Source organism: Aurantiacibacter atlanticus (assembly GCF_001077815.2).
GTDB lineage: Bacteria > Pseudomonadota > Alphaproteobacteria > Sphingomonadales > Sphingomonadaceae > Alteraurantiacibacter > Alteraurantiacibacter atlanticus.
The window spans coordinates 1785770-1809084 of record NZ_CP011310.1 but is presented as its reverse complement, the minus strand read 5'-3'; the positions used below and the strand labels follow the sequence as shown (position 1 = coordinate 1809084).

21 protein-coding genes and 1 tRNA gene are annotated in these 23315 nt (G+C 57.0%); 6 read left to right on the top strand and 16 right to left on the bottom strand.

Features of this window, described 5'->3' with window-relative positions:
* Positions 1-4: 4 nt before the first annotated feature.
* From CP97_RS08810 to CP97_RS08760, 12 genes are all read right to left on the bottom strand, one after another.
* A complete protein-coding gene (locus tag CP97_RS08810) occupies positions 5-1798 on the bottom strand; it encodes an acyl-CoA dehydrogenase C-terminal domain-containing protein (RefSeq protein ID WP_048885623.1) in 1794 nt (597 codons plus the stop codon).
* Between the two features lie 52 nt (positions 1799-1850).
* The gene (locus CP97_RS08805; RefSeq protein WP_227819565.1) at positions 1851-3998 is read right to left on the bottom strand and encodes an acetate--CoA ligase family protein; all 2148 of its coding nucleotides are present in this window, start codon (positions 3996-3998) and stop codon (positions 1851-1853) included.
* A gap of 56 nt (positions 3999-4054) precedes the next feature.
* Entirely contained in the window at positions 4055-4486 is a 432-nt protein-coding gene (locus CP97_RS08800) for a Zn-ribbon domain-containing OB-fold protein (RefSeq protein WP_048885621.1), read from the bottom strand.
* Between the two features lie 8 nt (positions 4487-4494).
* Positions 4495-5667, bottom strand: a complete 1173-nt coding sequence (locus CP97_RS08795) for a thiolase family protein (RefSeq protein WP_048885620.1) — start codon at positions 5665-5667, stop codon at positions 4495-4497.
* Between the two features lie 80 nt (positions 5668-5747).
* A complete protein-coding gene (locus CP97_RS08790; protein ID WP_063612404.1) occupies positions 5748-6506 on the bottom strand; it encodes a crotonase/enoyl-CoA hydratase family protein in 759 nt (252 codons plus the stop codon).
* Between the two features lie 544 nt (positions 6507-7050).
* A complete protein-coding gene (locus CP97_RS16640) occupies positions 7051-7179 on the bottom strand; it encodes a hypothetical protein (protein WP_257730311.1) in 129 nt (42 codons plus the stop codon).
* A 165-nt stretch (positions 7180-7344) separates the two neighbouring features.
* A complete protein-coding gene (locus CP97_RS08785) occupies positions 7345-8328 on the bottom strand; it encodes an alpha/beta fold hydrolase (protein WP_048885618.1) in 984 nt (327 codons plus the stop codon).
* A gap of 445 nt (positions 8329-8773) precedes the next feature.
* Positions 8774-8850: transfer RNA gene (locus CP97_RS08780), tRNA-Met, on the bottom strand.
* A gap of 76 nt (positions 8851-8926) precedes the next feature.
* The gene (locus CP97_RS08775) at positions 8927-9463 is read right to left on the bottom strand and encodes a 2'-5' RNA ligase family protein (protein ID WP_227819564.1); all 537 of its coding nucleotides are present in this window, start codon (positions 9461-9463) and stop codon (positions 8927-8929) included.
* On the bottom strand, positions 9460-10428 hold the full coding sequence (mltG, locus tag CP97_RS08770) for an endolytic transglycosylase MltG (RefSeq protein ID WP_048885617.1): 969 nt from the start codon (positions 10426-10428) through the stop codon (positions 9460-9462). Before mltG ends, CP97_RS08775 begins: the two co-directional genes overlap by 4 nt.
* Position 10429: 1 nt before the next feature.
* A complete protein-coding gene (gene fabF / locus CP97_RS08765; protein WP_048885616.1) occupies positions 10430-11689 on the bottom strand; it encodes a beta-ketoacyl-ACP synthase II in 1260 nt (419 codons plus the stop codon).
* Positions 11690-11791: 102 nt separating this feature from the next.
* On the bottom strand, positions 11792-12028 hold the full coding sequence (locus tag CP97_RS08760) for an acyl carrier protein (RefSeq protein ID WP_048885615.1): 237 nt from the start codon (positions 12026-12028) through the stop codon (positions 11792-11794).
* A gap of 257 nt (positions 12029-12285) precedes the next feature.
* Here CP97_RS08760 and CP97_RS08755 point away from each other — a divergent pair, with 257 nt between their 5' ends.
* Entirely contained in the window at positions 12286-12720 is a 435-nt protein-coding gene (locus CP97_RS08755) for a ferritin-like domain-containing protein (protein ID WP_048885614.1), read from the top strand.
* Positions 12721-12800: 80 nt separating this feature from the next.
* Here the strand turns inward: CP97_RS08755 and aspS are convergent, their stop codons facing one another.
* The gene (aspS, locus tag CP97_RS08750; protein ID WP_048886878.1) at positions 12801-14642 is read right to left on the bottom strand and encodes an aspartate--tRNA ligase; all 1842 of its coding nucleotides are present in this window, start codon (positions 14640-14642) and stop codon (positions 12801-12803) included.
* Between the two features lie 174 nt (positions 14643-14816).
* Here aspS and rnd point away from each other — a divergent pair, with 174 nt between their 5' ends.
* On the top strand, positions 14817-16040 hold the full coding sequence (gene rnd, locus CP97_RS08745; RefSeq protein WP_048885613.1) for a ribonuclease D: 1224 nt from the start codon (positions 14817-14819) through the stop codon (positions 16038-16040).
* Positions 16041-16052: 12 nt separating this feature from the next.
* Positions 16053-16949, top strand: a complete 897-nt coding sequence (locus CP97_RS08740) for a hydrogen peroxide-inducible genes activator (protein ID WP_048885612.1) — start codon at positions 16053-16055, stop codon at positions 16947-16949.
* A 55-nt stretch (positions 16950-17004) separates the two neighbouring features.
* On the opposite strand, the gene pgsA is transcribed toward CP97_RS08740, so the two are convergent.
* The gene (pgsA, locus tag CP97_RS08735) at positions 17005-17598 is read right to left on the bottom strand and encodes a CDP-diacylglycerol--glycerol-3-phosphate 3-phosphatidyltransferase (protein WP_048885611.1); all 594 of its coding nucleotides are present in this window, start codon (positions 17596-17598) and stop codon (positions 17005-17007) included.
* A gap of 120 nt (positions 17599-17718) precedes the next feature.
* Here pgsA and CP97_RS08730 point away from each other — a divergent pair, with 120 nt between their 5' ends.
* Entirely contained in the window at positions 17719-19056 is a 1338-nt protein-coding gene (locus CP97_RS08730) for an MFS transporter (protein ID WP_048886877.1), read from the top strand.
* 1 nt (position 19057) lies between these two features.
* On the opposite strand, the gene CP97_RS08725 is transcribed toward CP97_RS08730, so the two are convergent.
* Positions 19058-19261: a hypothetical protein gene (locus CP97_RS08725; RefSeq protein ID WP_063612403.1), complete on the bottom strand. Its 204-nt coding sequence runs from the start codon at positions 19259-19261 to the stop codon at positions 19058-19060.
* Positions 19262-19410: 149 nt separating this feature from the next.
* On the opposite strand from CP97_RS08725, the gene CP97_RS08720 reads away from it, so the two are divergent.
* Positions 19411-21084 carry a thiamine pyrophosphate-binding protein gene (locus CP97_RS08720; protein ID WP_048885610.1) on the top strand — a complete coding sequence of 558 codons (1674 nt, stop codon included), beginning with the start codon at positions 19411-19413 and terminating at the stop codon, positions 21082-21084.
* A gap of 9 nt (positions 21085-21093) precedes the next feature.
* Here the strand turns inward: CP97_RS08720 and CP97_RS08715 are convergent, their stop codons facing one another.
* Positions 21094-21504, bottom strand: coding sequence for an EVE domain-containing protein (locus CP97_RS08715; RefSeq protein WP_227819563.1), 411 nt, complete (start codon positions 21502-21504; stop codon positions 21094-21096).
* A 117-nt stretch (positions 21505-21621) separates the two neighbouring features.
* Here CP97_RS08715 and CP97_RS08710 point away from each other — a divergent pair, with 117 nt between their 5' ends.
* Entirely contained in the window at positions 21622-23289 is a 1668-nt protein-coding gene (locus CP97_RS08710; RefSeq protein ID WP_063612402.1) for a putative bifunctional diguanylate cyclase/phosphodiesterase, read from the top strand.
* Positions 23290-23315: the final 26 nt, after the last annotated feature.

Below are 23315 nucleotides of genomic sequence, written 5' to 3'. Positions count from 1 at the left end.
GGCCTCAGAAGCATTGTTCTTCCAGGGCCATCACATTGTCAGCACTCGCCTTGATGCGGGTGAGACGCAGCGAGGTTTCGGGCAGCATGCGCTCGGCGAAGAAACGCGCCCGCATCAGCTTGGCCGCCATTTCGCCGCTCTCGTCTTTGCCTTCATCGATCTGTCGTGTTGCGGCATTCGCAAGGCGGAGCCACATGTAACCAATCAGTACCAGGCCTGTCAGATGGATGTAATCCGTCGCGCCAGTACAAGCAGCTTCACGATCCCGACCGCCAAGTTCTACCAGATGGGTCGTTGCCTCCCGCATATCATCTATCGCACGAGCCATCGCATCAACCAGCGACAGCGAGGGTGTCAACTTGCGATTGGTCTGGATCTGCGTGCCAATCTCATCGATGAGATCGAACGCCGCCTGGCCCTTGTTCTGACCAAGTTTGCGCAGCACCAGATCGACGCCCTGCACTCCGTTAGCGCCTTCAGCGATCGCAAGCATTCGACAGTCACGCACGAGCTGCTCGATGCCGGTCTCTGCCACGTAACCATGGCCACCAAACATCTGCTGCGCACTCACCGCATTATCAAAGCCCTCGTCGCTCAGATAGGCCTTGATGACCGGCGTAATCAGCGCAAGCCGCTCCTCAGCAGCGGCGGCCTCCGCCTTATCAGGCGCCCGGTCAACGACATCGGCGATCAGGCCCGACCAGACCAGCAAGGCGCGCGCACCTTCGTTAAAGCTCTTGAGCTTCATCAACGTGCGACGGACATCTGGCTGAACGATCAGCGGATCAGCCATCGCTTCCGGCTGCTTCGGTCCAGAAAGCGAGCGGCCCTGGAGCCGTTCCTTGGTGTAAGCTACTGCATTCTGGGTCGCCAGTTCCGAAACACCCACTGCCATCGTGCCAGTGCGTCGCCGGATCGCGTTCATCAGCTTGAACATGCCCATGAGACCATGCCGGGGCTCACCCACCAGCCAAGCCTTCGCTTCGTCATAGTTCATGACACAGGTGGCGCTGCCATTCAGCCCCATCTTGTGCTCGATCGAGCCGCACGACACAGCATTGCGTTGATCAAACTCCCCGTTCTCGCTTGGCAGGTTCTTCGGCATCAGGAAGAGCGAGATGCCCTTACTTCCAGGCGCATCGCCATCAATGCGGGCAAGCACGAAATGGATGATGTTGTCGGTGAGGTCGTGTTCGCCGCCCGAATTGAAGATCTTGGTACCGGTAATCTTGTAGCTACCGTCCGGCTGAGGTGTCGCGCGGGTGCGCAGCAAACCGACGTCGGTTCCGCAATGCGGCTCAGTCAGCCCCATTGTCGCGCCCCATTCACCTGTAATCAGCCGGGTAAGATAGGTCTCGCATTGCTCAGGAGTGCCATGCGCCATCAATATCTCGGCAATGCTATCGCCCCAGCCCGTGTACATGTCGAACGACTGGTTGGAGGCGCTCCTGAATTCCATCACTGCAGTAGCGAAGGTTTTCGGGAAATCCTGCCCGCCATATTGCTCTGGCGCAGCAAGACCGGCCCAGCCGCCCTCTGCGTAAGCGCGATAGGCGTCGCCAAAGCCGGTTGGCGTGGTGACGCTGCCATCAGGGTGGCGAGTGCAACCTTCGCGGTCAGCAACAGCATTGAGCGGAAGCATGACTTCACGCGCAAGCTTGCCTGCTTCTGTGAGCACCGCTTCGACGACATCAATGTCGAGATCGGCGAAGCCGCGAAGATGGCGGTGCTTGTCGAGGTCGACCAGCTCCTTGAACAGGAACATATATTCGTCGACTGGTGGTTCGTAGCTCAGCATGAAATGTGTATCTCCTCGGCTTTGGCGAGAACAGAAATATAATTCGGCGTGCTCACTCCGTGACTATCAGGGCATCTAGGGCAACAACGCCCTTCCCCTCGCCGTAGGCTACCAATGGGTTGACATCGATCTCGGTTATTTCCGGAGTGGTCGCAATCAGCCGCCCAACCTGCGCAGCAACATGCGCCACAGCAGCAACATCTACCGGCGGGCTACCACGGAAACCGCGGAGCAATTTCGCGCTCTTGAGACCGTTCAGCGCCTTGATGATCTGCTTTTCGGAAGCGAGTGCCGGAAGCAGTGCGACATCACCCAGCGCTTCGATCCAGACGCCGCCCATGCCAACCAGCAGGACCGGACCCCAGGATGGATCACGGCGCGCGCCAACAACCAATTCGACGCCGCGCTCGCCCATCTTTTCGACCAGAGCACCGTCGAGCACGAAGCCCGGCTTTGCGCGTTCAATATTCGCGTAGAGCTCGCTCCATTTGCTGCGCAACGCAGCTTCATCAGCGATGTTGAGCAGCACGCCGCCAACGTCGCTCTTATGGGCAAGCGTTGCAGCTTGCGCCTTGAGCGCGACAGGATAGCCAACCTTCGAGGCGATCTCGACCGCTTCATCGGCCGACTTAGCGAGGCCGCCTTCGGGCACCGCAATGCCGATCTTCGCAAGAATCTGCTTGCCCAACCATTCGGGCTGGGTGCCACTGCCGAGCGCGGGCAGATCGGCAAATGGCTCCGGTGTTTTAGGCTCACTCCAGTCGCGCCGCTGCTTCGCGTGGCGGGTTAACACCGACAGCGCACGCATTGCGCGCTCCGGCGAACGCATCAACACCATCTGGCTGTCTGCCAGGATATCCCTCGTCTCATCGGGAATCGCACAATCCTCACTATGGATGACATATATGAGCGGCTTGTCCGCAGGCAGCTTGGTCGCGATCGTCGCAAATGTGGACGAAATCGGCAGGCCAACTGACGGGTTCGAGATCATCACACTGCCGACCGATGGATCAGCGAGCACTGCTTCGGCACCGACGCGCAGCAAATCGGGCTGCCAGGCCGGCAGGGTGCCCATGTCCAACGGGTTACGCGGCGGCGTAAAGTCGGGAAGTTTACCTTTGAGGCTGTCAACGGTCCCTGTCGACATTGCCGGGATCTCGATGCCGATCTCGGCTGCGTAATCCAATGCAATCCCGCACAGTGCACCCGACATGGTAACAACGCCGAGTCCCTCACCGTTATGCTCCGGATAACGAGTAAGAATTTGCGAGACGTCGATCAGTTCTTCGAGTGCATCGACCATCACAATGCCCGAGTCTTCGAGCAAGGTGCGCATAACCTTATAATCGCCGGTCAGCGCCCCGGTGTGTGAGGCGGTTGCAGCCTGCGCCTTGGCGCTCTTGCCAGGATGGAGCAGCAGAATCTTCTTGCCGTGATCGCGGGCGAGCTTGGCCACTGCCAGCATGTCGGCCGGACGGCGAATCTGCTCGGCATAGCATACCACCGCTGCGGTGCTTTCATCGGCGAGGAAGAAGCCAACGAGGTCGGCAATACCAAGATGCGCTTCATTGCCGGTCGTCACCATATAGGAAACGTTTACGCCGCGCTGTTGCAGAGTGTAGGCGATATGGTGTCCGATACCACCGCTCTGGCAAACGATCGCCACGCCGGGGCGGTCACTATCGTCGGACAGCTGGAGTTCAGTCGGCACCAGCATCACAGAAAAGGCGTCTACATAGTTGAAATAGCCAACACAGTTGGGGCCGACCAGCGGGAAGCCGCTCTCACGCGCGATACGGCCGATTTCTTCCTGTTCGTTGCGACCTTCCTCACCGGTTTCGGCGAAGCCCGAAGAGAAGCAGACTGCGCTCTTGACGCCGCGCGCGATGCAAGCCTCCACCGTATCACGCACTGTTTCTGCAGGCGTGATCAATATAGCGAGATCGACACCTTCTGGCAGTTGATCGATGGAGGTAAGGCAGGGAATGCCTTCAACTTCGCCGCCACTGCGGCCGACCAGGTGAATCTCGGTCTTGAACCCGCTGTTCTGCAGGTTCTTCAGCACGGTGTGGCTCGGGGTGCCTGGCTTTGATGACATGCCAATGATCGCGACCGAACGCGGTCGCATCATGTGTTCGATGCCCGCCGTTCGTAAGGTCGATGGCGTATTCGTCCGGTTTCCCTGGGTCTTTTCTACCACTGTATCCTCTTTCCTTTTACTCTTTTTTCTTTTTGTCTTCTCGCCGTTGCGCGGCTTCAGCCGTCAGCAGGCTGGAACATCAGCAAATTTGTGCCGTCGTCCAACGGCGCCCAGAAGGGCACGACCTCCATGTCGATTTCAATCTCATCCAGGTCACATTTGACGATGTTGGCCATGATGTTGACGCCTTCGTCGAGCTGGACGAGAGCGATCAGATAGGGCTCATGTCCACGAAATGGGCCGTTGCCGATATTGGCGATCGTATAGCTGAAGATCTTGCCGTGGCCGGAGACTTCGCGCCATTCCAGATCGCGGCGGGCGGTAAAGAGGCTGACGGGACGCGGGAACCACTGATACTGGCTGGTGCGGGGACAATATTGCACCATCACTTTCTTGTCGCGCGCACCTTCCCAGAAAGGCATGCTGAAATTGGCGTGGTTGATCGGATCGCGTGGAACCGAAAGCGTGTCGTTGGCTTGCTTGCTCATAATGGACCTCAAGCGTCTGGAGTGAGGACGAGGGCAGTGCTGCTTCCCCAATTGCGTCCGTAGGGAATCCAGCCAATGCCGGTGACAAGGGCGTTGGAGGTGTTCTTCACCTGCCGGTCGCCGCCTTCGCCGAAAAGCTGACGGACCGCTTCGACAAGGTTGGTACCGCCTCCGGCGAGCCCCGGCTGACCGGCGGAAATCTGGCCCCCGCTGGTGTTGAGCGGCAAATCGCCGTCGAAGCGCAGATCAGTCTCCTGGATGAAAGCGCCACCCTGCCCAGGCTTGCAGAATCCGAGCATTTCGAACTGGATCATCATCGCGATCAAGAAATCATCATATGGATGAAATGAACCGACGTCGCCCGGCTTAATCCCCGCTTGCTTGAACGCCTTCTCACCCGCTGCCCGGTGGCCGGACTCGGTAGGCTCGAGATCGTTCTGCGACAGCTTGTAATTGGTTCTTTCACCATAGCCGGTCGGAACGACGAAGCGCGAATAGCCCTTCTCTTTGGCTCGCTTCTTGCTCATCATCACGAAGCCGCTACCGCCATCGCACATCATCACGCAGTCAAGCAGACGCAACGGATCGGCGATCATCCGCGAATTGAGATAATCCTCAACGGTGATCGGCTGGCGCAGCTTCTCGACTGCATTGGGGTTAAGCACGGCGTGTTCGCGCTGAACTACCGCCATCTTCCCCAACGCCTCGAAATCGAGTCCGTAGAGATGGTCATAACGGCGCGAAAGCAGGCCGAAAGCGCCCGGCGGGCCAAGCAGACCTTCCGGATCGGCCCATTCATGATGGAACGACCGCATGATCAGATTGTCTTCGCTGCTCGGCGTATCTGCGTTGATCAGAACGACCGTTTCGCAATATCCTGCATCAATCGCCGCTGCGGCGCGCGCAATGCCGCCTGTGGCAGAGCATCCACCCAGATCAGTCGTGTCTGTGAAATTGGTCTCCAGCCCGAGATAATCGAGGCTGGACTGGGACCACATAGGCGTCTTGGCGCCAGTTGCCGACGGTGTAAAAACTACCCCGTCGATCTCCGAGCGCTCCAGTCCGGAACGTTCCAGAAGCGCATCCAGTATCTCGCCTGCATAGTCCCAAACATCCCGACCACTACGCATCTCGTGCTTGGCCTCGGCATAAGCGACGATTGCATTATCACGCAGCGCCATAGCGAGCTCTCCCTTTGTGTTTTGTTGGCTGCGACATGCGCATTCCGACCTGCTCCTGAAATTTTCGGGGGCAGTTCCTGCTACTTATTGCGCGTCAGGAAGGCATCTATGCCCTTCTGCGCATCCGGCGAAGTCAGCGTCAGGGCCTGCGCGACCGCTTCGGTGAACAACCCGGCTTGCGCTGGCATATCTTCAATCATGCTGAGCGCGTTGAGCATCATGTAGTTGGAGATCTTCGCGTTAGCGGCCACGTTCTCGGCAATTTCCAGCGCGGTCTCCATCGATTTGCCCGGCTCCACCACATAGTGCGAAAGCCCGAGCTGCTCTCCTTTATCGACTTCGATCCGACGGCCAGTCAGCATTATCTCCGTCAATCTGCCGACCCCGATCAGCCGTGCGATCCGCACCGTGCCGCCGCCGCCCAGGAATATCCCGCGCCGCCCCTCTGGGAGCTGATAGAAAGTGGTCTGATCAGCGATCCGGATATGCGCGCAGGATGCGAGCTCAAGCCCGCCGCCAATTACCGCGCCATGCATCGCAGCAATGACGGGTCGTCCGCAATACTGGATGGAATCAAATAGTTTGTGACCCCAGCGCGAATAGAGCATCCCTTCATAGGCAGGGCTCATCTTATATTCGGCGAGATCAAGCCCGGCGCAGAAGTGATCGCCATTGCCAGTAAGGATCACGACGTCGACACTCTCGGGAATGTCGGTGAAAGCTTCTTGCAGTCCAACAAAAATAGACTTGGCTAGTGCGTTGCGCTTCTCAGGACGATTCAACGTGATGATCGCAAGATTGTCCCTAATCTCACGAGTTACGACTTGTTCGTCACCCATATGCATTCCTCTCAAGTAAGCTCAGATGCGCCTCTTTATTCGGCGCTCTTGCCCTAATTGTTTGCGAAAAAAATAAATCGGATTTGCTTGCCCCTCGCCCAATTGATGAGAGGCAATTTCCAACGCTTTTCATCGCTGATCGGCTTATCGACCGCTTGGTCAGGTGTGTCAACATGCCACCTCGACTGCATCCAGAAATTTTAATTTACATGTGGCAAAGACACGCTTTTTGCGACCTTCAGCCCTATATAAAATGCGCTGCTTGGAGCCGAACCGGCGGTCCAGAAGCGCTTGAGGATTGCCGGGCTCTTTGGCTCATTTACCTGGATTAAATCGCTGTAAGCGCCCGATTTTATGGCGCGATGTTGCATTGATGTGACAGCCGACACGTGGCATCGGATATCTGGCTCGGCTCGGCCTGCTTCAGTCCCGTTGAGAGAAGCAGATTAAGGGGCCCGCGCGGCTCAGCCGCAAGTGTCAGATGCATGCCGAACCTAGTTCCCGGCACTTATTCCACCGATATCACTAACGTTCTTCTTAGAGATCAAACCTGGATCTGGCCGGGGTTAGCAATATTGGACACCAGCAGTGCTCTGGTTTCGGGCCCTATTGGAATAATTTCCATAGGATTCAGCATCTGATTCGCGGTCAGCACTGAGAAGCGCTCAGTCATGAGTGATTCTACGTGGTTGTCGCAGCCTTCGATGGATCGAATCGTGCTGCTATCAAGCCATCAAAGGCCGACATCTTCATTTTCGCCTGCTACATCGCAACATACGCCGTTTTCTCGCTCAAGCAATGAGCCCCGGCTCTAGCCGCCGCGACTCTAGGTTCGCGATTACCTACGAGCGTCCGCTCCCCAGAAGGAAAGGACGCTCCGGAGCGCTGTCACAAAGGCTAGTGGTTGATCGAGCATCAGATGGTGGCGGGCTTCCGGCACGGCAAAAATCGGAATGTCATTTCCACCCAGTTCGCGGACATAGTCTATCGAATCCTGTGTGAAGAGCTGGCTTTTGCCACCGTACACTATCGCCTTGGGGCCCGGCGCCTGCACCAGACGTTTGCCGATGGTAAGCCATTGTTCGGGATCTTTGGTCCGGCGGAAAACTTCCGGCGAGAACTTCCACAACCAACTGTCTCCGTCGCGCCGCATGGAATGATATGCCATGTAATCCACAAGGAAAGGCTGACCAACCGGCTGAGGCGGAGATAGGATATATCGCGCGCGCGCAGCATCATAGCTTGGATAAAGGGTGTTGGGCTTGTTCGGATCGCCAGCCCCGGGGCTTGACCGACTGGCTTTCCAGAACTCCTCAAGCACCTCGGGCCGCATGACGATAACATCGCAAACCACTAGTCCCGAAAACGATTCAGGCGCCTGGGTCACCGCTGTCAGCGCCATGCTCGCACCAAAACTATGTGCGATAATCGTCGGTTTTTGGCCATCGGCATACATGTCGAGCGCCTCCGCGATCTCGCGAAACTCGCACCGCTCTGCTGAAGTATCCGCCTGCCCCGGATTCTCGCTATCGCCCATCCCGGCAAGATCGAACGCTACCACGTCATAATCTTTGGCAAGAAACGGTGCGATGAAGGCGAAGCATCGTGCATGGGAAAGGAGGCCGTGCGCCATTAGCACCTTGGGTTTTTCGCGGTTACCCCAGCGAAAATAGTGCACCTTGGCGCCATTGATCTCCACATAACCCTCTTCGCGCGGCACTCTGAGTGCCGACACGAACCATTCTGGCAGTTGCGAACCATCGCCAGCCCAGACAGGATTAATATCCGAGGGAAGTTCGCTTATCTTCGCCATTTCATTCATTGCGCTGCACATTCCTTATCTGGGGATTGTCCATAAGGCTCGTTACTACTCAGAGCATAAAAGCTGAGTGCGGTCCTCGTTCAGGGGCGTGTTAGACGGCGGGTAGGCGGTGTTGCAAGCGCCGATGTACGATTGCCCTGCCCCGTCATCGCGCACGTCAACCAAGCCAGAGTGCCGGCCGATATTGCCATTCAGGCGGACAGATTGACGCTTAGCGTAGGCTTATACTCGGTACTTCAAGCGCTGCAGTCTTGATCCATTTGGCTGAACAAAAAGGCGCAAGCCCTGTCCTTCGGCCAAACTGTGGGCGCGCTCGCGTTCCAATATGAAATCTGCCTGTCCGTGAAGGCCATTGGCGCATCGCAAGGCCAATCACCGCAAGCCACTGCTTTTCTTCCGGTGTCTGGAAAGTGCAGAAGCTGATGGGAGCTTCCAAAACAAGGGTTGGTAGCGGAGGAGGGACTCGAACCCCCGACACGCGGATTATGATTCCGCTGCTCTAACCAGCTGAGCTACTCCGCCCCTTGGGGGCATGCCCTCATTGCGCTGTTTTAAGCGCGGGGCAAGGCGGCGCGTTTAGGCAGGGGCGCGCCTGCGGTCAACCGCGAAAACGCCAGCTCTTAAGGTGTTCCCATGGACCGCCCCGATATGCGTGCATGGCAAGGCCTTCGAAGGCGAAATCCCGTGGCTCAATACGCGGCGACAATTCGGCCTGAAGTGCCTTTGCAGCCTCTATACTGACTTTGTTCTGTATGGTGATGTGCAGATGCGGCCTGTGTTCGTCCTGCGGGGTCAGCAAACCGTGAAAGCGATCGCGCAGATCTTTCCATAAGGCGATCATCCCAGGGCTTTCCAGATTGAGTGCTGTGCCCTTCCCCAACTTCATTACGCCAAGGAGCCGCGCCGGCACCGGTGCGTTGTCGCGCGCCATGGCTGAGCAGCAATCCCGCACCTCGCCTTCACTGCTTGGGGGCAATGCGTGAATCAGCGTTACATGTGCGGCAAGATAATTGCGTTCTGGCGGGAAGTTTTCCTTACGCAGCTGGGTTGCCCAACTGTGCAGATCGGCCGGCAGCATCGCGGTTATAATGAGCGGCGCAGGACCGCCAGCGTTGCCTGCCAGCGTACCGCTCACATCTCGCCACGTTCACGGCGCAGCGCAAACCACCGTTCTACCGCTTCATTATGGCCTTGCAGCGTCGAATTGAATTCATGCCCGCCTGACCCGTCAGCTACCATGTAGACAGCATCGGTATCCTCAGGATCAAGAACCGCAGCAATGCTCTCCTTGCCCGGATTGGTAATTGGCCCGCGCGGCAGCCCGACCATGGAATAAGTGTTGTAATCGTTGATTGCCTGAATTTCGGACTGGCGAATGCGACGACCGAGCGGGCGCCCGCCGGTAATCGGATAGATGATGGTAGGATCGGCTTGCAGCATGATATCCTGCCGAATGCGGTTGGAATACAGCCCTGCCACCATGCGCCTCTCTTCCGGCACGCCTGTTTCCTTTTCAACGATGGATGCAAGAATAACAGCTTCTTCCGGTGTATCGACCACTGTGCGCTGTGTGCGGTTGGGCCACAATTCGGCAATCACCTCATCCATCGCGCGCTGCATCCTTGCGAGCACCGTAACGCGGTCCTCCCCGCGTTCGAAATCATAGCTCTCGGGAAGGACGGAGCCTTCTTCGGGAACGGGAATTTCACCAACCAGCAACTCTTCTGCCATCAGGATGTCGTGGACGATCGCGGACGGCGTGCCTTCGGGAATGGTCACGAAACGGCGAATGACATCACCATGCTGGAATGTGCCGAGTATCTTCGCACCGCTCGCCCCGGCCGGCAGAAGAAATTCACCCGCCTTGATCGGGTCGGAACTGCCGAGAATCTTCGCGCGCAGCAAAAAAGCGTCGGCAGAGGCTATCAGATCCTCTTCCTCCAATTTCTGCGCGACTGATGTCACGGAAGAACCGGAGGGGACGATGAACGCCACCTCCTCTTCAACTTCGGAAGAGCCCCACCAGCCCCAGCCGAACCAGCCCAGGATTGCCAGCCCTGCAAGGATGACTGCCGCAAGCAGACAGCCCAGCTTCTTCATATCAATCGATCCGCTTCATCACCAGTGACGCATTGGTGCCACCAAAACCGAAGCTGTTGTTCAACACTGCGTTCACCTCTCGCTTTTTCGCAGTAAGGGGAACAAGATCGACACCTTCTGTGCCATCGTCCGGATCCAGCAAATTCAGCGTAGGCGGAACAATCTGGTCACGCATGGCGAGGATACAGAAGATGCTTTCAACCGCGCCGGCGCCACCGAGAAGGTGCCCGATGGCCGATTTCGTGCTGCTCATGGAGGCACCGCCAAGATCATCGCCCAGCACGCGTTTTACCGCTGCCAGTTCGATTGTATCGGCCATGGTGGACGTGCCGTGGGCGTTCACATAATCGATGTCCGCTTCCGCGAGACCTGATTTGCGCAAGGCCATGCGCATCGCGTTTTCGGCGCCAATCCCCTCGGGATGTGGCGCAGTAACGTGATGGGCGTCGCCGGAAAGGCCATAGCCGACGACCTCGGCATAGATTTTCGCGCCGCGCGCCTTCGCATGTTCATATTCTTCGAGAACAACGACGCCTGCGCCTTCGCCCATGACGAAACCATCACGGTTCTTGTCATAAGGGCGGCTGGCTTCCTTGGGCCGATCATTGGAGCTGGTATTTAGAGCGCGAGCCTGTGCAAAGCCAGCAATACCGATCGGGCAGATGGTCGCTTCCGCTCCGCCTGCCAACATGATGTCGGCATCGTCTTCGCGGATCATGCGTGCGGCATCGCCAATTGAATGGGCGCCGGTCGAGCAGGCTGTTACAACCGCGTGGTTCGGCCCCATAAGACCATAGCGGATTGATACCTGCCCACTGATAAGGTTGATCAGGCGGCCATGAACAAAGTGCGGCGACACCCGCCCTGGGCCGCGAGTGTGAAGATTGATCGATTCAGACTCGATACCCGGCAGTCCGCCAATACCCGATCCAATCGAGCACCCTGCCCGCAATTTTGTGGCATCGTCCATTTCGGTCAGCCCGGCGTCTTCCAAAGCTTGCCCGGCGGCATCGATTCCAAAGACGATGAACGGATCAACTTGCCGCTGGATCTTGCCGTCCACGCGCTTGTTCGCGTCAAAACCCCAAGGATGATCGGCCGGTTTCACCTCGCCCGCAATGGTGCATTTCTGCCCCTCTGTGTCGAAATGGGTGATCTGATCGATCCCGCTTTCGCCAGCGATCAGGTTCTTCCAACTGGTTTCAACATCCCCGCCCAGCGGGGTAATAAGGCCGAGGCCGGTTACGACAACGCGCCGCATATTTTTCTCTCCACATTCAAGAAAGGCCCAGCCTTACGGGCTGAGCCTTCCAACCCCGTCCGCGTCCGGGGAATCCATTCGCGAACGAGGCTGCGCGTCCGATTAGGACGAATGCTCTTCGATGTACTTGTTGGCATCGCCAACCGTGTTGATTTTCTCGGCCGCGTCGTCCGGGATTTCAACGCCGAATTCTTCCTCAAAGGCCATGACCAGCTCGACAATGTCGAGGCTGTCCGCGCCCAGGTCATCGATGAAGCTGGCGTCCGCAGTCACCTTTTCTTCTTCGACACCGAGATGTTCGACAACGATCTTCTTCACGCGTTCAGCGGTATCGCTCATGTAATCCCTCTTCCTCTTGGGGTGATCAGTTGGATTTGCCCTAATGAACCCTGCGAGGGAGCGCAAGAGGCCGTAGCGGCCGAATGTCCGGATGGACGTGCGAGACATTATGATCACAGCACACCTCGACCTTCCCTTATCTGTCTTTTCAAATCGACTGCCATGCGGCGAACCGTGATTGTCTCAAGCCGAGATTGGGAAACCTTTTCGGCTTGGCCCGTTGAGTCGGTATACAATTGATAAAAGGAGCATAATTCATGTCTGCTAACAATATTCTCAAATCGCTGACCGACACTGCTTTCGATTCAATCGAAGGTTATCGCAAGGCCGCAGAGAAGGCCAACGATCCCCAGCTCAAGCAGGCTCTGCAACAACGCTGCCAACAGCGTGAGCAGACCGTTTCGAAGCTGAATAATGAAATCCGAAACCAAGGCGGCGATCTCGTCACCAAAGGAACCATGACCGGTGAGGCCCACCAATTATGGATGGGCATAACCGACGCCTTTGAAAGTGGCGACAAGGCTGCAGCGGAACGCGTTGAAGAAGGCGAAGATTACATCAAGAGCAAATTCGCCAACGCGCTCGAAAATGATGATCTTGATGCAGGATCGCGGACTGTGGTGCAGCAAGCCTACGCCGAAATCTGCGAAGGCGAACGCTTTGGTGACATGATCGAAAGCCAGCAAAGCTGATTCGCTTAACCATGAACGCAACAAAGGGAGCGCGAACGGTGAAAGTTCGCGCTCCCTTTTTTTTTTAATGGAGATGCAGGTTAAAGGTCGTTGTCGCTTACCTGTGCAGGATCGGACGCCTCCGCATCGCTGGCAGACTTCTGCGTATCCAGGGCGTCGCCCGCGAGGCGAATGCTCAATTCACGCAACTGCCGCGGCGATACGACAGACGGCGCGCCCATCATCAGATCCTGCGCGCGCTGGTTCATCGGGAAGGCGATGACCTCGCGAATGTTGGGCTCGTCTGCCAGCAACATCACGATACGATCGATCCCCGGGGCCGAACCGCCATGCGGCGGCGCGCCAAGTTTGAACGCCTCGATCATGCCAGAGAAATTCGCGTCTACATCGGCGCGGCTGTATCCGGCAATCTCAAACGCCTTGTACATGATATCAGGGCGGTGGTTACGAATGGCGCCGCTGCTCAATTCATAGCCATTGCACACGATGTCATATTGCCACGCCTTGATATCGAGCGGGTCCTGCGATTCGAGAGCTTCCATCTCGCCCTGCGGCATGGAGAAGGGGTTGTGGCTGAAATCGACCTTTTTCTGTTCGTCATCATATTCGAACATCGGGAAATCGACGATCCAGCAGAATTTGAAGCAATCCGCATCAATCAGTTCAAGCGTCTCGCCCACGCGGGTGCGGGCGGCACCGGCCAGTTTGGCCGCGTCCTTTTCCTTGCCGGCAGCGAAAAACAATCCGTCATTTTCGCCAAGGCCTAGCTCTTCATATATCTTTGCCATGTTTTCAGGACCGTGGTTCTTGGCGATCGGTCCGCCGAATTCGCCCTGCTTGCGCGTGACATAGCCCAGGCCGGAAAAACCTTCGCGGCGCGCCCAATCGTTCATTTCGTCGAAGAACTTGCGGCTCTTTTCGTGCGTGCCGGGTGCTGGAATGGCGCGGACGACACCGCCGCCGCCGACGATCTTTTCAAAAATGCCGAACCCGCTTTGCGCGAAATGCTGCGAGACGTCTGAAATCTCGATCGGATTGCGCAGATCGGGCTTGTCCGTGCCGTATTTGAGCATGGTCTCGGCATACGGAATGCGCGGGAACTCGCCCGCCGGCGTCACCGATTTGTCGCCCGAAAATTCGTCAAACACACCTGCCAGCACAGGTTCGATAGCGTTGAACACGTCTTCCTGCGTGACAAAGCTCATCTCGAAATCGAGCTGATAGAATTCGGGCGAACGGTCGGCGCGCAAATCTTCATCGCGGAAACACGGCGCAATCTGGAAATACCTGTCGAAGCCGGCCACCATCAAGAGTTGCTTGAACATCTGCGGCGCCTGCGGAAGCGCATAGAAGCGGCCCGGATGCAGGCGACTGGGCACGAGGTAATCGCGCGCACCTTCGGGGCTGGATGCACCGAGAATCGGTGTCTGGAATTCGGAAAAACCTTGATCGATCATGCGCTGACGCAGCGAGCTGATGACCCGGTTACGCAGCATGATATTGTTGTGCACCCGTTCGCGGCGCAGATCGACGAAGCGATATTTCAGGCGCGTTTCTTCAGGGTAATCTTCTGCCGAATTGACGATCAGCGGCAATTCGTCGGCATGGCTCTGCACAATTACCGAACGGGCAAAAACCTCGATCTCGCCGGTCGGCAGGTTGGCATTGACCGCCGCCGCGTCGCGCGCCTTGACCGTTCCATCCAGCGTGATGACGCTTTCCAGTTTCAATCCATCGAGCAGGGCAAGCGCTGGCGAATCTTCATCCGCCACGATCTGAGTCATGCCGTAATGATCGCGAAGATCGACAAACAATACGCCGCCATGATCGCGTTTGCGATGGATCCAGCCGGACAGTCGAACATCCTGACCGACATCGGCCTTGCTAAGCTGTGCGCAGTTGTGGGTACGATAGGCGTGCATCGGGACTCTTTCCATTTCGGGGGCTATGGCGCTATGGGCGCGCAACAGCGTAAGCCAAAAGGCTTTGCTATACGCGCGCGCTAACAGGGTATGCACGCCGCTTTGTCAAGATTTGCAGATTGACGATGGCGGAATGCGCAGGACGGTGAACCGGCCACAACAGAAAAGAAACACATGCAAATCCATCCTCTTATTACTGATTCCCAGACCCTCGCCGATCTTTGCGAGCGGCTCGCCAAACATGATTTCGTCTGCGTGGACACAGAGTTCATGCGCGAAAACACATACTATCCCCTGCTCTGCCTGGTACAGGTCGGCAACGAGGAAGAAGCTGCGGCGATTGATCCGCTGGCCAATGGCATCGACCTTTCACCATTGCTCGACCTGCTGTGCGAGAATGACGAGGTCCTGAAAATATTCCACGCTGGCGGGCAGGATGTGGAAATCGTCTACAACCTCACCGGCAAGACGCCCTTCCCCATCTTCGATACGCAGATCGCGATGATGGCCATCAGCCAGTCCGAGCAAATCGGCTATGCCAATCTGGTGGAAAGCTGGCTCAACAAGACTATCGACAAGGGCGCGCGGTTCACCGACTGGAGCCGCCGCCCCTTGACCGAGCGGCAGATCGAATACGCCATCGGCGATGTCACTTATCTGGCGAAAATCTTTCCCCGGATGCTGAAAAAGCTCATCAAGACCGACCGCGGCCATTGGCTGAATGCGGAGATGGAAAAGCTGGCGGACCCGGCGAACTACGCCGCCGATCCCGAACAGGCATGGCGGCGCATCCGCGCGCCGGGTCGCAATCCAACAGTTCTGGGACGACTGAAGGCACTGGCAGGCTGGCGCGAAAGCGAGGCGCAGGACAAGGACATCCCGCGGGGCCGGATCATTCGTGATGAAACTCTGGCCGATATTGCCAGCCACCCGCCCAAGAAACAGGAAGACCTCGCCAAGGTACGCGGCCTCTCCAATGCCTGGAAGGAAAACGACATCGGCAAACGGCTGATGCGTGTCCTGAAAAATGCCGAACCGCTGCCCGACGAAGAAATGCCTGCCAAGCCCAAGCGTGGCGCACCACTGGGCAAGGAAGGCGCGCTTGTGGCTGATCTTCTCAAGCTGCTGCTCAAGATCCGTTCGCGCGAAATAGACGTCGCATCGCGCCTGCTCACCCGGTCGGACGAGCTTGAGGCGCTGGCTGCCGGTGTGCGCAAGCTCCAGGTCCTCGATGGCTGGCGTTTCGAAGTATTCGGCAAGGACGCGCTCGAGCTCGTCGAAGGCAAGCTCGCCTTTGCAGTCGAAAAGGGCCGCCTCAAGATGACGCATATCGATGACGTGGAGGCCGAGGCAGAAGCTGCCGATGCCAGCTCGGCCGCCGAATCAACGACGAAATAAGGCAGAGCCGCTGTGTCGACCTATTTGCCCACGATCAAGCAGTTGCAATATCTGGTTGCGCTTCATCAGCACCAGCACTTTGGCCGTGCGGCGGAAGCCAGCTTCGTTTCTCAATCGACGCTGTCGGCCGGGATTCGCGAACTTGAATCGCTCCTTAATGTCACATTGGTGGAGCGCAGTCGCCGCGTGGTACGCTTTACACCATTGGGAAATTCCGTGGTTGCCAAGGCTCACCGTATACTTCGCGAAACAGAAGAGCTTGCCGAACTTGTGCAGGCTGCAGGTAAGCCGCTTTCAGGCGAATTGCGGATGAGCGTTATCCCGACCATCGCACCATTTCTGCTCCCGCGAATTTTGCCGCGACTGCGGAAGGAACGGCCACAGCTCAAGCTGTTCTTGCGAGAAGAAACGTCCGAACACGCCCTCGAATCGCTCCACCATGGTCGCGCAGATTGCGTCCTGCTTGCCCTGCCCTTCCCCACTGGCGAAGTCGAAAAAGCAGTGATTTCGCAGGACGATCTGTTTGTCGCTTTCCCCAAGGACGATCCACGCAATCCACCTGATGAAGTGCCCCCTTCCATGATCGAAGAAGGGCGCTTGCTGTTGCTGGAAGATGGCCATTGCCTGCGGGATCATGCGCTGGCGGCGTGCAATCATGCAGAATTGCGCGCCAGCACCACGATGATAGGCACATCGCTTCATACGCTGGTGCAAATGGTGGATAATGGTCTTGGTCTGACCTTGCTGCCGAAAATGGCTATCGATGCAGGCATCCTGCATGAAACCGATGTGGTCTATCGTCCGCTGAAAGGCCGCAATACCAGCCGTGAAATTGCGCTGGTATGGCGAACAAACTCACCAAGGTCGGATGAATTTCGCTTGCTTGCCGAAGAATTACGCGCGGGTTAATCGGCCATCTTCGCCTTTAGGACATGATGATATTGACTGACGGCCCATGCCGATTTCAATCCATGTGTTTGAGGCCCACACGAAGGTAATCCCATCCAGTAATCAAAGTCAGAATGGCAGCGGTCCACAGCGTTACCAGCCCCACCGTATGCGGAATATTATGCGCAATGCCGCCTGCCATCACAATCCAGTTTGGCAGTCCCTGTCCCAGTATCAGTGAACCAAGGGCGACAAGCTGGAACGTGGTTTTCCATTTCGCCAGCTTGCTGACCGGAATGCTGACCTGAAGTCCGCCAAGAAACTCTCGCAACCCCGAAACCGCGATTTCGCGGATCAGGATGATAAGCCCAGCGATGACATGTGCATCGCCCACATATGGGCCGCGCAAGACACCCATTGCCGTCAGCACCAATATCACGGTGGCAACCATAATCTTATCCGCAATCGGATCGAGAAAAATGCCCAGCTTGCTGACAGCGCCGCTTGAACGGGCCAGCATGCCATCGAAGAAATCGGTGATGCCCATCGCCGAATAGAGGGCAAAGGCAAGCAGATAACCAAGCTCCCATCCCGGCCACCACATCAGATAGGCAAGCAATGGCAGGGCCACGATACGCGACAGGGTGAGGATGTTGGGCAATGTCCACATGATGTTTCACCCCTAGCCGTTTAATCACGTGGGAAAAAGCGTGGCTTACCATCTTGATTGAAGATAAGCCCCGTTGCGCAAGCGACCTGGCGTCCAAAGGAAGGCAACGCAAGCAGCACCATGTTTACATCCACCCACCTGCTGAAGCAGCGGCGGTTCCTGCCGCTATTCGTCACCCAATTGCTGAACGCGTTCAACGACAATCTCTACAAGACGGCGATGGTCCTGTTCGTCGTTTACGCCGTGTATAATTCCGCCGACACGGAAACGATATTTTCCGGCGTAGCATCCGCAGTATTCATCCTGCCTTTCTTCCTGCTATCGGCAATTGCCGGACAATTGGCAGACCTGCGCGACAAGGCAGCGATCATCCGTATCGTCAAGGCTGCGGAAATCGTGATCATGGCGGTGGGTGCAATGGGCCTGTTCATGGCGTGGCGTGGCTTTGCGGTGGATGTCGTGGCGATCCCCCTGCTGATGCTTGCCCTGTTCGCGATGGGCACACATTCCACATTCTTCGGTCCGATAAAATACGCGATCCTGCCTCAGCATCTTGAAAAAGACGAGGTGCTGGCAGGCACCGGCCTTGTTGAGGCAGGCACCTATCTCGCGATCATGGCGGGCACAATTCTTGCCGGATTTCTTGCAGTTGAATTTGCTGCAATCGCCGTGGTCGGATTTGCAATTATCGGGTATTTCACCAGTCGTCAGGTTCCACCGGCCCCACCGATGGGCATGCCCGAAAAGGTCGATTTCAACCCGTTCACATCCTCATACCGGCTTGTGCGTGATATCATGCACAATCGCGAAGTCTTCTATGCCATTCTCGCAATCAGCTTTTTCTGGACCATCGGTGCGGTGCTGTTCATCCAGTTCCCGCCTCTCGCCAAAAATGTCCTGATGGCCAATAAAGAAGTGGCGAGCCTGTTTCTTGTATTCTTTTCAATCGGTGTTGCCATTGGTTCGGTGGCAGTGAACCTGTTGCTCAAGGGCACTGTTTCGGCACGCTATGCACCATTTTCGGTTCTGGCGATGGGCGCGATGGTGGCAGTCTTCTACTTTGTGTGCCGCGCATGGAATGCAGGGCTGGTCGATTCAAGACTGATGGATGTTCCCACTTTTCTGTCATACCCGCTCGCCTGGGCCGTGCTGTCCAGTCTGCTGTTTATCGCAATATTCGGCGGCATGTTCGTTGTGCCGCTTTATGCCTTTTTGACAACAAAGGTTCCAACCTCGCAGGCGAGCAGGGCCGTAGCGGCGAACAATATCGTCAATTCCGGGGCGATGGTCGTCGGCTCTCTACTTGCGCTGGCATTGAGTGCCATCGGCATACCCTTGGCAGAGCAATTGCTGCTCAGTGCGGCCATGTGCCTCGTTTCGGCCTGGCTCGGCGGAGTGCTCTATAAGGCGGAAAAAGCTGCTGCATTGGCAGGGTCCGCCCCCGCCGCCGCCGAATAGCTCAGCTGAAAAACGCCAGCGTGGCGACAAATCCGGCGCCATAAGTGGCCAGCGCGGATTCGGCATCCTTGCGCGTCAATTCCAGGCGCAACCGCCAGGGTGCCGTGCGCTCGATCTCGTTCGCACGATGCAAGGCATGCGGAGGAAGGGAGGCCCGGAACGGGTGGCGGGCCGACTCATCGGATAGGACCAGTGCGCGTCTCATGATGAAGTTTTAACGCTTTGGTAACCATTTCGGGTATCGCAAACTGCATCCTGTCCACAGACGGGACAGACAGCCGCTCTTGGCAAGATGGCCGCTGTAGCAATCACAATTGGTTGCCGCCGCAACCAGTCAGGACTATTGCCGCATGGATGAACGCCGATAGCCCACTTCGCACCGCCTCACGCCTGCTTGTCGATTGCCTGTTGGAGCAAGGCTGTGACCGCATCTTCACTGTGCCGGGGGAAAGTTTTCTCCCCGTCCTTGATACATTGATCGACACAGACGGGATCGACACCGTCACGTGCCGGCAAGAAGGTGGCGTGGCGTTTATGGCATGCGCCGATGCGACGATGACGGGCCGACCCGGCGTGGCCTTTGTCACCCGCGGGCCGGGGGCGACCAATGCCAGCATTGGCGTGCATGTAGCGATGCAGGATTCTCAACCGATGATCCTTTTCATCGGTGATGTGGACCGGGGTATGCGCGACCGTGAGGGTTTTCAGGAAATTGATTTCTCAGCCTTCTTCGCACCGATCTCCAAATGGGCCGCACGGATTGATGATGCGGCGCGCATACCCGAATATATTGCGCGCGCATGGTCCACCGCCATTTCCGGCAGGCCCGGTCCTGTGGTTCTCGCCCTGCCCGAAGACATGCTGCACGAAGAGGCGATAGGCGCACTTGTTCGTCCGGCTGTTACACGGCCGGCTCAGGCACCCTGTCCCGATGCGATGGACGCGATGATGCGCATGATTGGAGATGCCGCCGCGCCCATGGCGATAATCGGCGGCGCAGGCTGGCACGAAAGAACGCGCCACTATTTTACGGAATTTGCAGAGCGGATCGGTCTTCCGGTTGCCACCGCGTTCCGACGGCAGGATGCCATACCGCCATCGTCAGCTGTCTATGCAGGCAATCTGGGTTACGGCCCTAATCCCCGGCTGGTAGAGCGGGTGCGCGAGGCAGACCTTATACTGGTAGTGGGCGCTCGTCTGGGGGAGGCGACCACAGATGGTTATTCCATAATCACTCCGGATCATCCGGGCCAGACGCTGATCCACATTCACCCCGACCCCGAAGAACTGGGCCGCGTTTATCGCACTGACCTCGCCCTGTGCGCCGACACGGCGGAATTTGCAGAAAGCGCTGCCCTATGGGATGATTCCGACATTATCGCTTTCGATGCCGGCGCAGAGGCTCATCGGGACTGGCAGGAGTGGAATACGCCGCATGACGAGGCGCGTTACGATCTCGATCTGACCATGGCGATGGCCGCCGCGCGCCGCCTGCTTCCCGATGATGCAATCATTTGCAATGGGGCAGGCAATTTTTCCGGATGGTGGCATCGGTTCTGGCCATATGCAGGCTTTCCCTCGCAGCTTGCTCCTACTTGTGGCGCAATGGGCTATGGCATTCCCGCAGCAATTGCCGCAGCACGCCGTTTTCCCGAACGCTGCGTCGTTGCGGCCTCTGGGGATGGCGATTTTCTGATGAATGCGCAGGAACTGGCGACAGCGGGTCAATACGGTCTCAATCTGTTGATCATCATTTTCGACAATTCGACCTATGGCACCATCAGGATGCATCAGGAACGCGAATATCCGGGCCGCGAATCAGCTACACAACTGGCCAATCCCGATTTTGCCATGATGGGCAAATCCTACGGTGGCTGGGCAAAGCGCGTGGCCACCAATGCTGAATTCGATGCGGCGCTGGCAAAGGCGGTACCTATGGAGGGGATCCGCCTCATCCATTGCCTCACCGATATTGAACAGCTTGGTGCAGCAGGTGCAACAATCAGCGGGCTACGCGCAAAAAACTAAACCGCTGCGTCAGTCTTGCGACATGGCGATGATCTTGTCCCATTCCTCTCGCGTGATCACACCAACGGACAAACGTGAAAGCCGGACAAGCTCGATCCGGTCAAGCTCCGGATTTGCCTTGATCGCCTTCAAGGTGACCGGATTATCGAGTTTACTGACAGGCTTTACCTTGACCGTTGGCCATTTGCCTTCGGCATCAGTCGGATCAATCAAACCCGCTTCGCTCACCTCGGCGATACCGACAATTTCCAGCCCCTTGTTGGAATGATAGTAGAAAAGCCGATCGCCAATTTCCATCGCCTTCAGATTATTGGCAGCGCGATGATTGCGCACACCATCCCAGATCGTTTCACCATCGCGACATAGATCATCCCACGAATATTTGAACGGTTCGGACTTGATCAGCCAGTAACTGGGCACTTGATTCTCCATCTGAATGCATCGTCCGCCTAGCGGGTAAGCGTCTGCGTCGCAATTAACCGATCGTTGATTATGATGCGTAATAAGAGCGCTTCATATTTATGGGGCGCATGACCTTTGAAACAGGCGATTACTGAAAGTCGGGATTCGGCAGCGAACAAACTCGTAACGGCCGACCGTGATCTTGTCGCGCTGGGCATCGCCGTGGCGGCCATTATCCTGTTCGTCGGCACGGGCGGTTCAATCATGCCCAAGATTGTGCGTGCATGGACGGGCACGGGTGAAGCCCCCGATATGCTGCTCATCAATGCGGTTCTTCTCAACATCGCGCTGCTGCTGTTTGGTTGGCGCCGTTACAATGATTTGCGTCTCGAAGTGCAGGAACGGCGCAAGGCCGAACAGCGCGCCCGCGAACTGGCGGAGCGCGATCCACTGACAGGCTGCCTCAACCGTCGCAGCGGCCCGCCTGCGATCGATCAGTTGATAGACACAGCCAAGGCTCGGCAGGAGCATGTCGCCGTGCTGATGATCGACCTCGATAATTTCAAGCAAATCAATGATCTCAACGGACATCTCGTCGGGGATCAGGTTCTGCGTACCTTCGCTGATCGCATCAGTGCGCAATTGCCTCACGAAGGCCTTCTGGTTCGCGTTGGCGGCGATGAATTTGCCTGTGCAGTACCATTCGAACTCCGCGCACGCGACCGGGTGGATTCGCTAGTCGATTCGCTCATCCGCAGTGTTTCTGCACCGGTTGAAAATGGCACTGTTACAGTTGAAGTGACCATGTCGGTCGGCCTGTCCGCCACCAGCATTCGAGAAGAAGATGGCATCCCTACAGCCGAACGGATGATCCACTGGGCCGATATCGCGATGTATTATGCCAAGAAGCGGGGCCGTAACCGCTTCTACTGGTTCGAGCTGCAGATGGAAAATGAATTGCGCTATCGCAACGAGCTGGAAACCGGCGTTCGCGAAGCCGTGAAGGCGCAGGAATTCGTTCCGTTCTACGAACAGCAGATCGATCTGGAAACAGGCAATCTCGTGGGTTTCGAAATGCTGGCGCGCTGGCAATCCAGCAAATACGGCATGGTGAACCCGGACATATTCATCCCAGTTGCCGAGAAGATTGATCTGATTGGCGAATTGTCCGAACAGCTTATCCGCCAGGCACTCTCCGATGCGCATGAGTGGGATCCATCCTTATCGCTTTCAGTCAACATCTCCCCCCTGCAGTTGCGGGACCCGTGGTTCGCGCAGAAACTGCTGCAAATTCTTGTCGAAAGCGGTTTTCCACCGCACCGGCTGGAAATCGAGATTACCGAAAGCTGCCTGCATGAAAATGTTGCTGCAGTGCGATCAATTGTATCGAGCCTGAAAAATCAGGGTATCCGCATCAGCCTCGATGATTTTGGCACTGGCTATTCCAGCCTTTCGCAATTGCGTTCCCTCCCCTTTGACCGTCTCAAAATCGATCGCAGCTTCGTGACGGAAATGGCGGCAGAAAACGTAGGCGGCGAACTGGTCCGCGCCATCGTGGCCCTGGGTAAGGGCCTGTCTCTGCCGGTAACGGCGGAGGGCATTGAAAACGGCAAGGTGTTGCAAGAGCTGCAGGGATTGGGAGATATCAAGGGTCAGGGTTATCTTTATGGTCGCCCGGAAGATGCTCGCGCTACCCGTCAACGCCTCTCGAAGCTTGGTCTCTTGGTCAAGGACCATAAGCGGTTGAGCAGAATATATGGCCCCGCATTGTTGGACGCCAGAGAGATCAGCAAGACAGGCTGATAGCTTGCTGACCATTGCGATCAGCC

Excerpts from the sequence above, each read along its gene's own strand:
- CP97_RS08810 (WP_048885623.1), bottom strand. The coding sequence starts at position 1,798 with ATGCTGAGCTACGAACCACCAGTCGACGAATATATGTTCCTGTTCAAG.
- CP97_RS08800 (WP_048885621.1), bottom strand. The coding sequence starts at position 4,486 with ATGAGCAAGCAAGCCAACGACACGCTTTCGGTTCCACGCGATCCGATC.
- CP97_RS08795 (WP_048885620.1), bottom strand. The coding sequence starts at position 5,667 with ATGGCGCTGCGTGATAATGCAATCGTCGCTTATGCCGAGGCCAAGCAC.
- CP97_RS08790 (WP_063612404.1), bottom strand. The coding sequence starts at position 6,506 with ATGGGTGACGAACAAGTCGTAACTCGTGAGATTAGGGACAATCTTGCG.
- CP97_RS16640 (WP_257730311.1), bottom strand. The coding sequence starts at position 7,179 with ATGACTGAGCGCTTCTCAGTGCTGACCGCGAATCAGATGCTGAATCCT.
- CP97_RS08785 (WP_048885618.1), bottom strand. The coding sequence starts at position 8,328 with ATGAATGAAATGGCGAAGATAAGCGAACTTCCCTCGGATATTAATCCT.
- mltG (WP_048885617.1), bottom strand. The coding sequence starts at position 10,428 with ATGAAGAAGCTGGGCTGTCTGCTTGCGGCAGTCATCCTTGCAGGGCTG.
- fabF (WP_048885616.1), bottom strand. The coding sequence starts at position 11,689 with ATGCGGCGCGTTGTCGTAACCGGCCTCGGCCTTATTACCCCGCTGGGC.
- CP97_RS08760 (WP_048885615.1), bottom strand. The coding sequence starts at position 12,028 with ATGAGCGATACCGCTGAACGCGTGAAGAAGATCGTTGTCGAACATCTC.
- CP97_RS08755 (WP_048885614.1), top strand. The coding sequence starts at position 12,286 with ATGTCTGCTAACAATATTCTCAAATCGCTGACCGACACTGCTTTCGAT.
- aspS (WP_048886878.1), bottom strand. The coding sequence starts at position 14,642 with ATGCACGCCTATCGTACCCACAACTGCGCACAGCTTAGCAAGGCCGAT.
- rnd (WP_048885613.1), top strand. The coding sequence starts at position 14,817 with ATGCAAATCCATCCTCTTATTACTGATTCCCAGACCCTCGCCGATCTT.
- pgsA (WP_048885611.1), bottom strand. The coding sequence starts at position 17,598 with ATGTGGACATTGCCCAACATCCTCACCCTGTCGCGTATCGTGGCCCTG.
- CP97_RS08730 (WP_048886877.1), top strand. The coding sequence starts at position 17,719 with ATGTTTACATCCACCCACCTGCTGAAGCAGCGGCGGTTCCTGCCGCTA.
- CP97_RS08725 (WP_063612403.1), bottom strand. The coding sequence starts at position 19,261 with ATGAGACGCGCACTGGTCCTATCCGATGAGTCGGCCCGCCACCCGTTC.
- CP97_RS08720 (WP_048885610.1), top strand. The coding sequence starts at position 19,411 with ATGAACGCCGATAGCCCACTTCGCACCGCCTCACGCCTGCTTGTCGAT.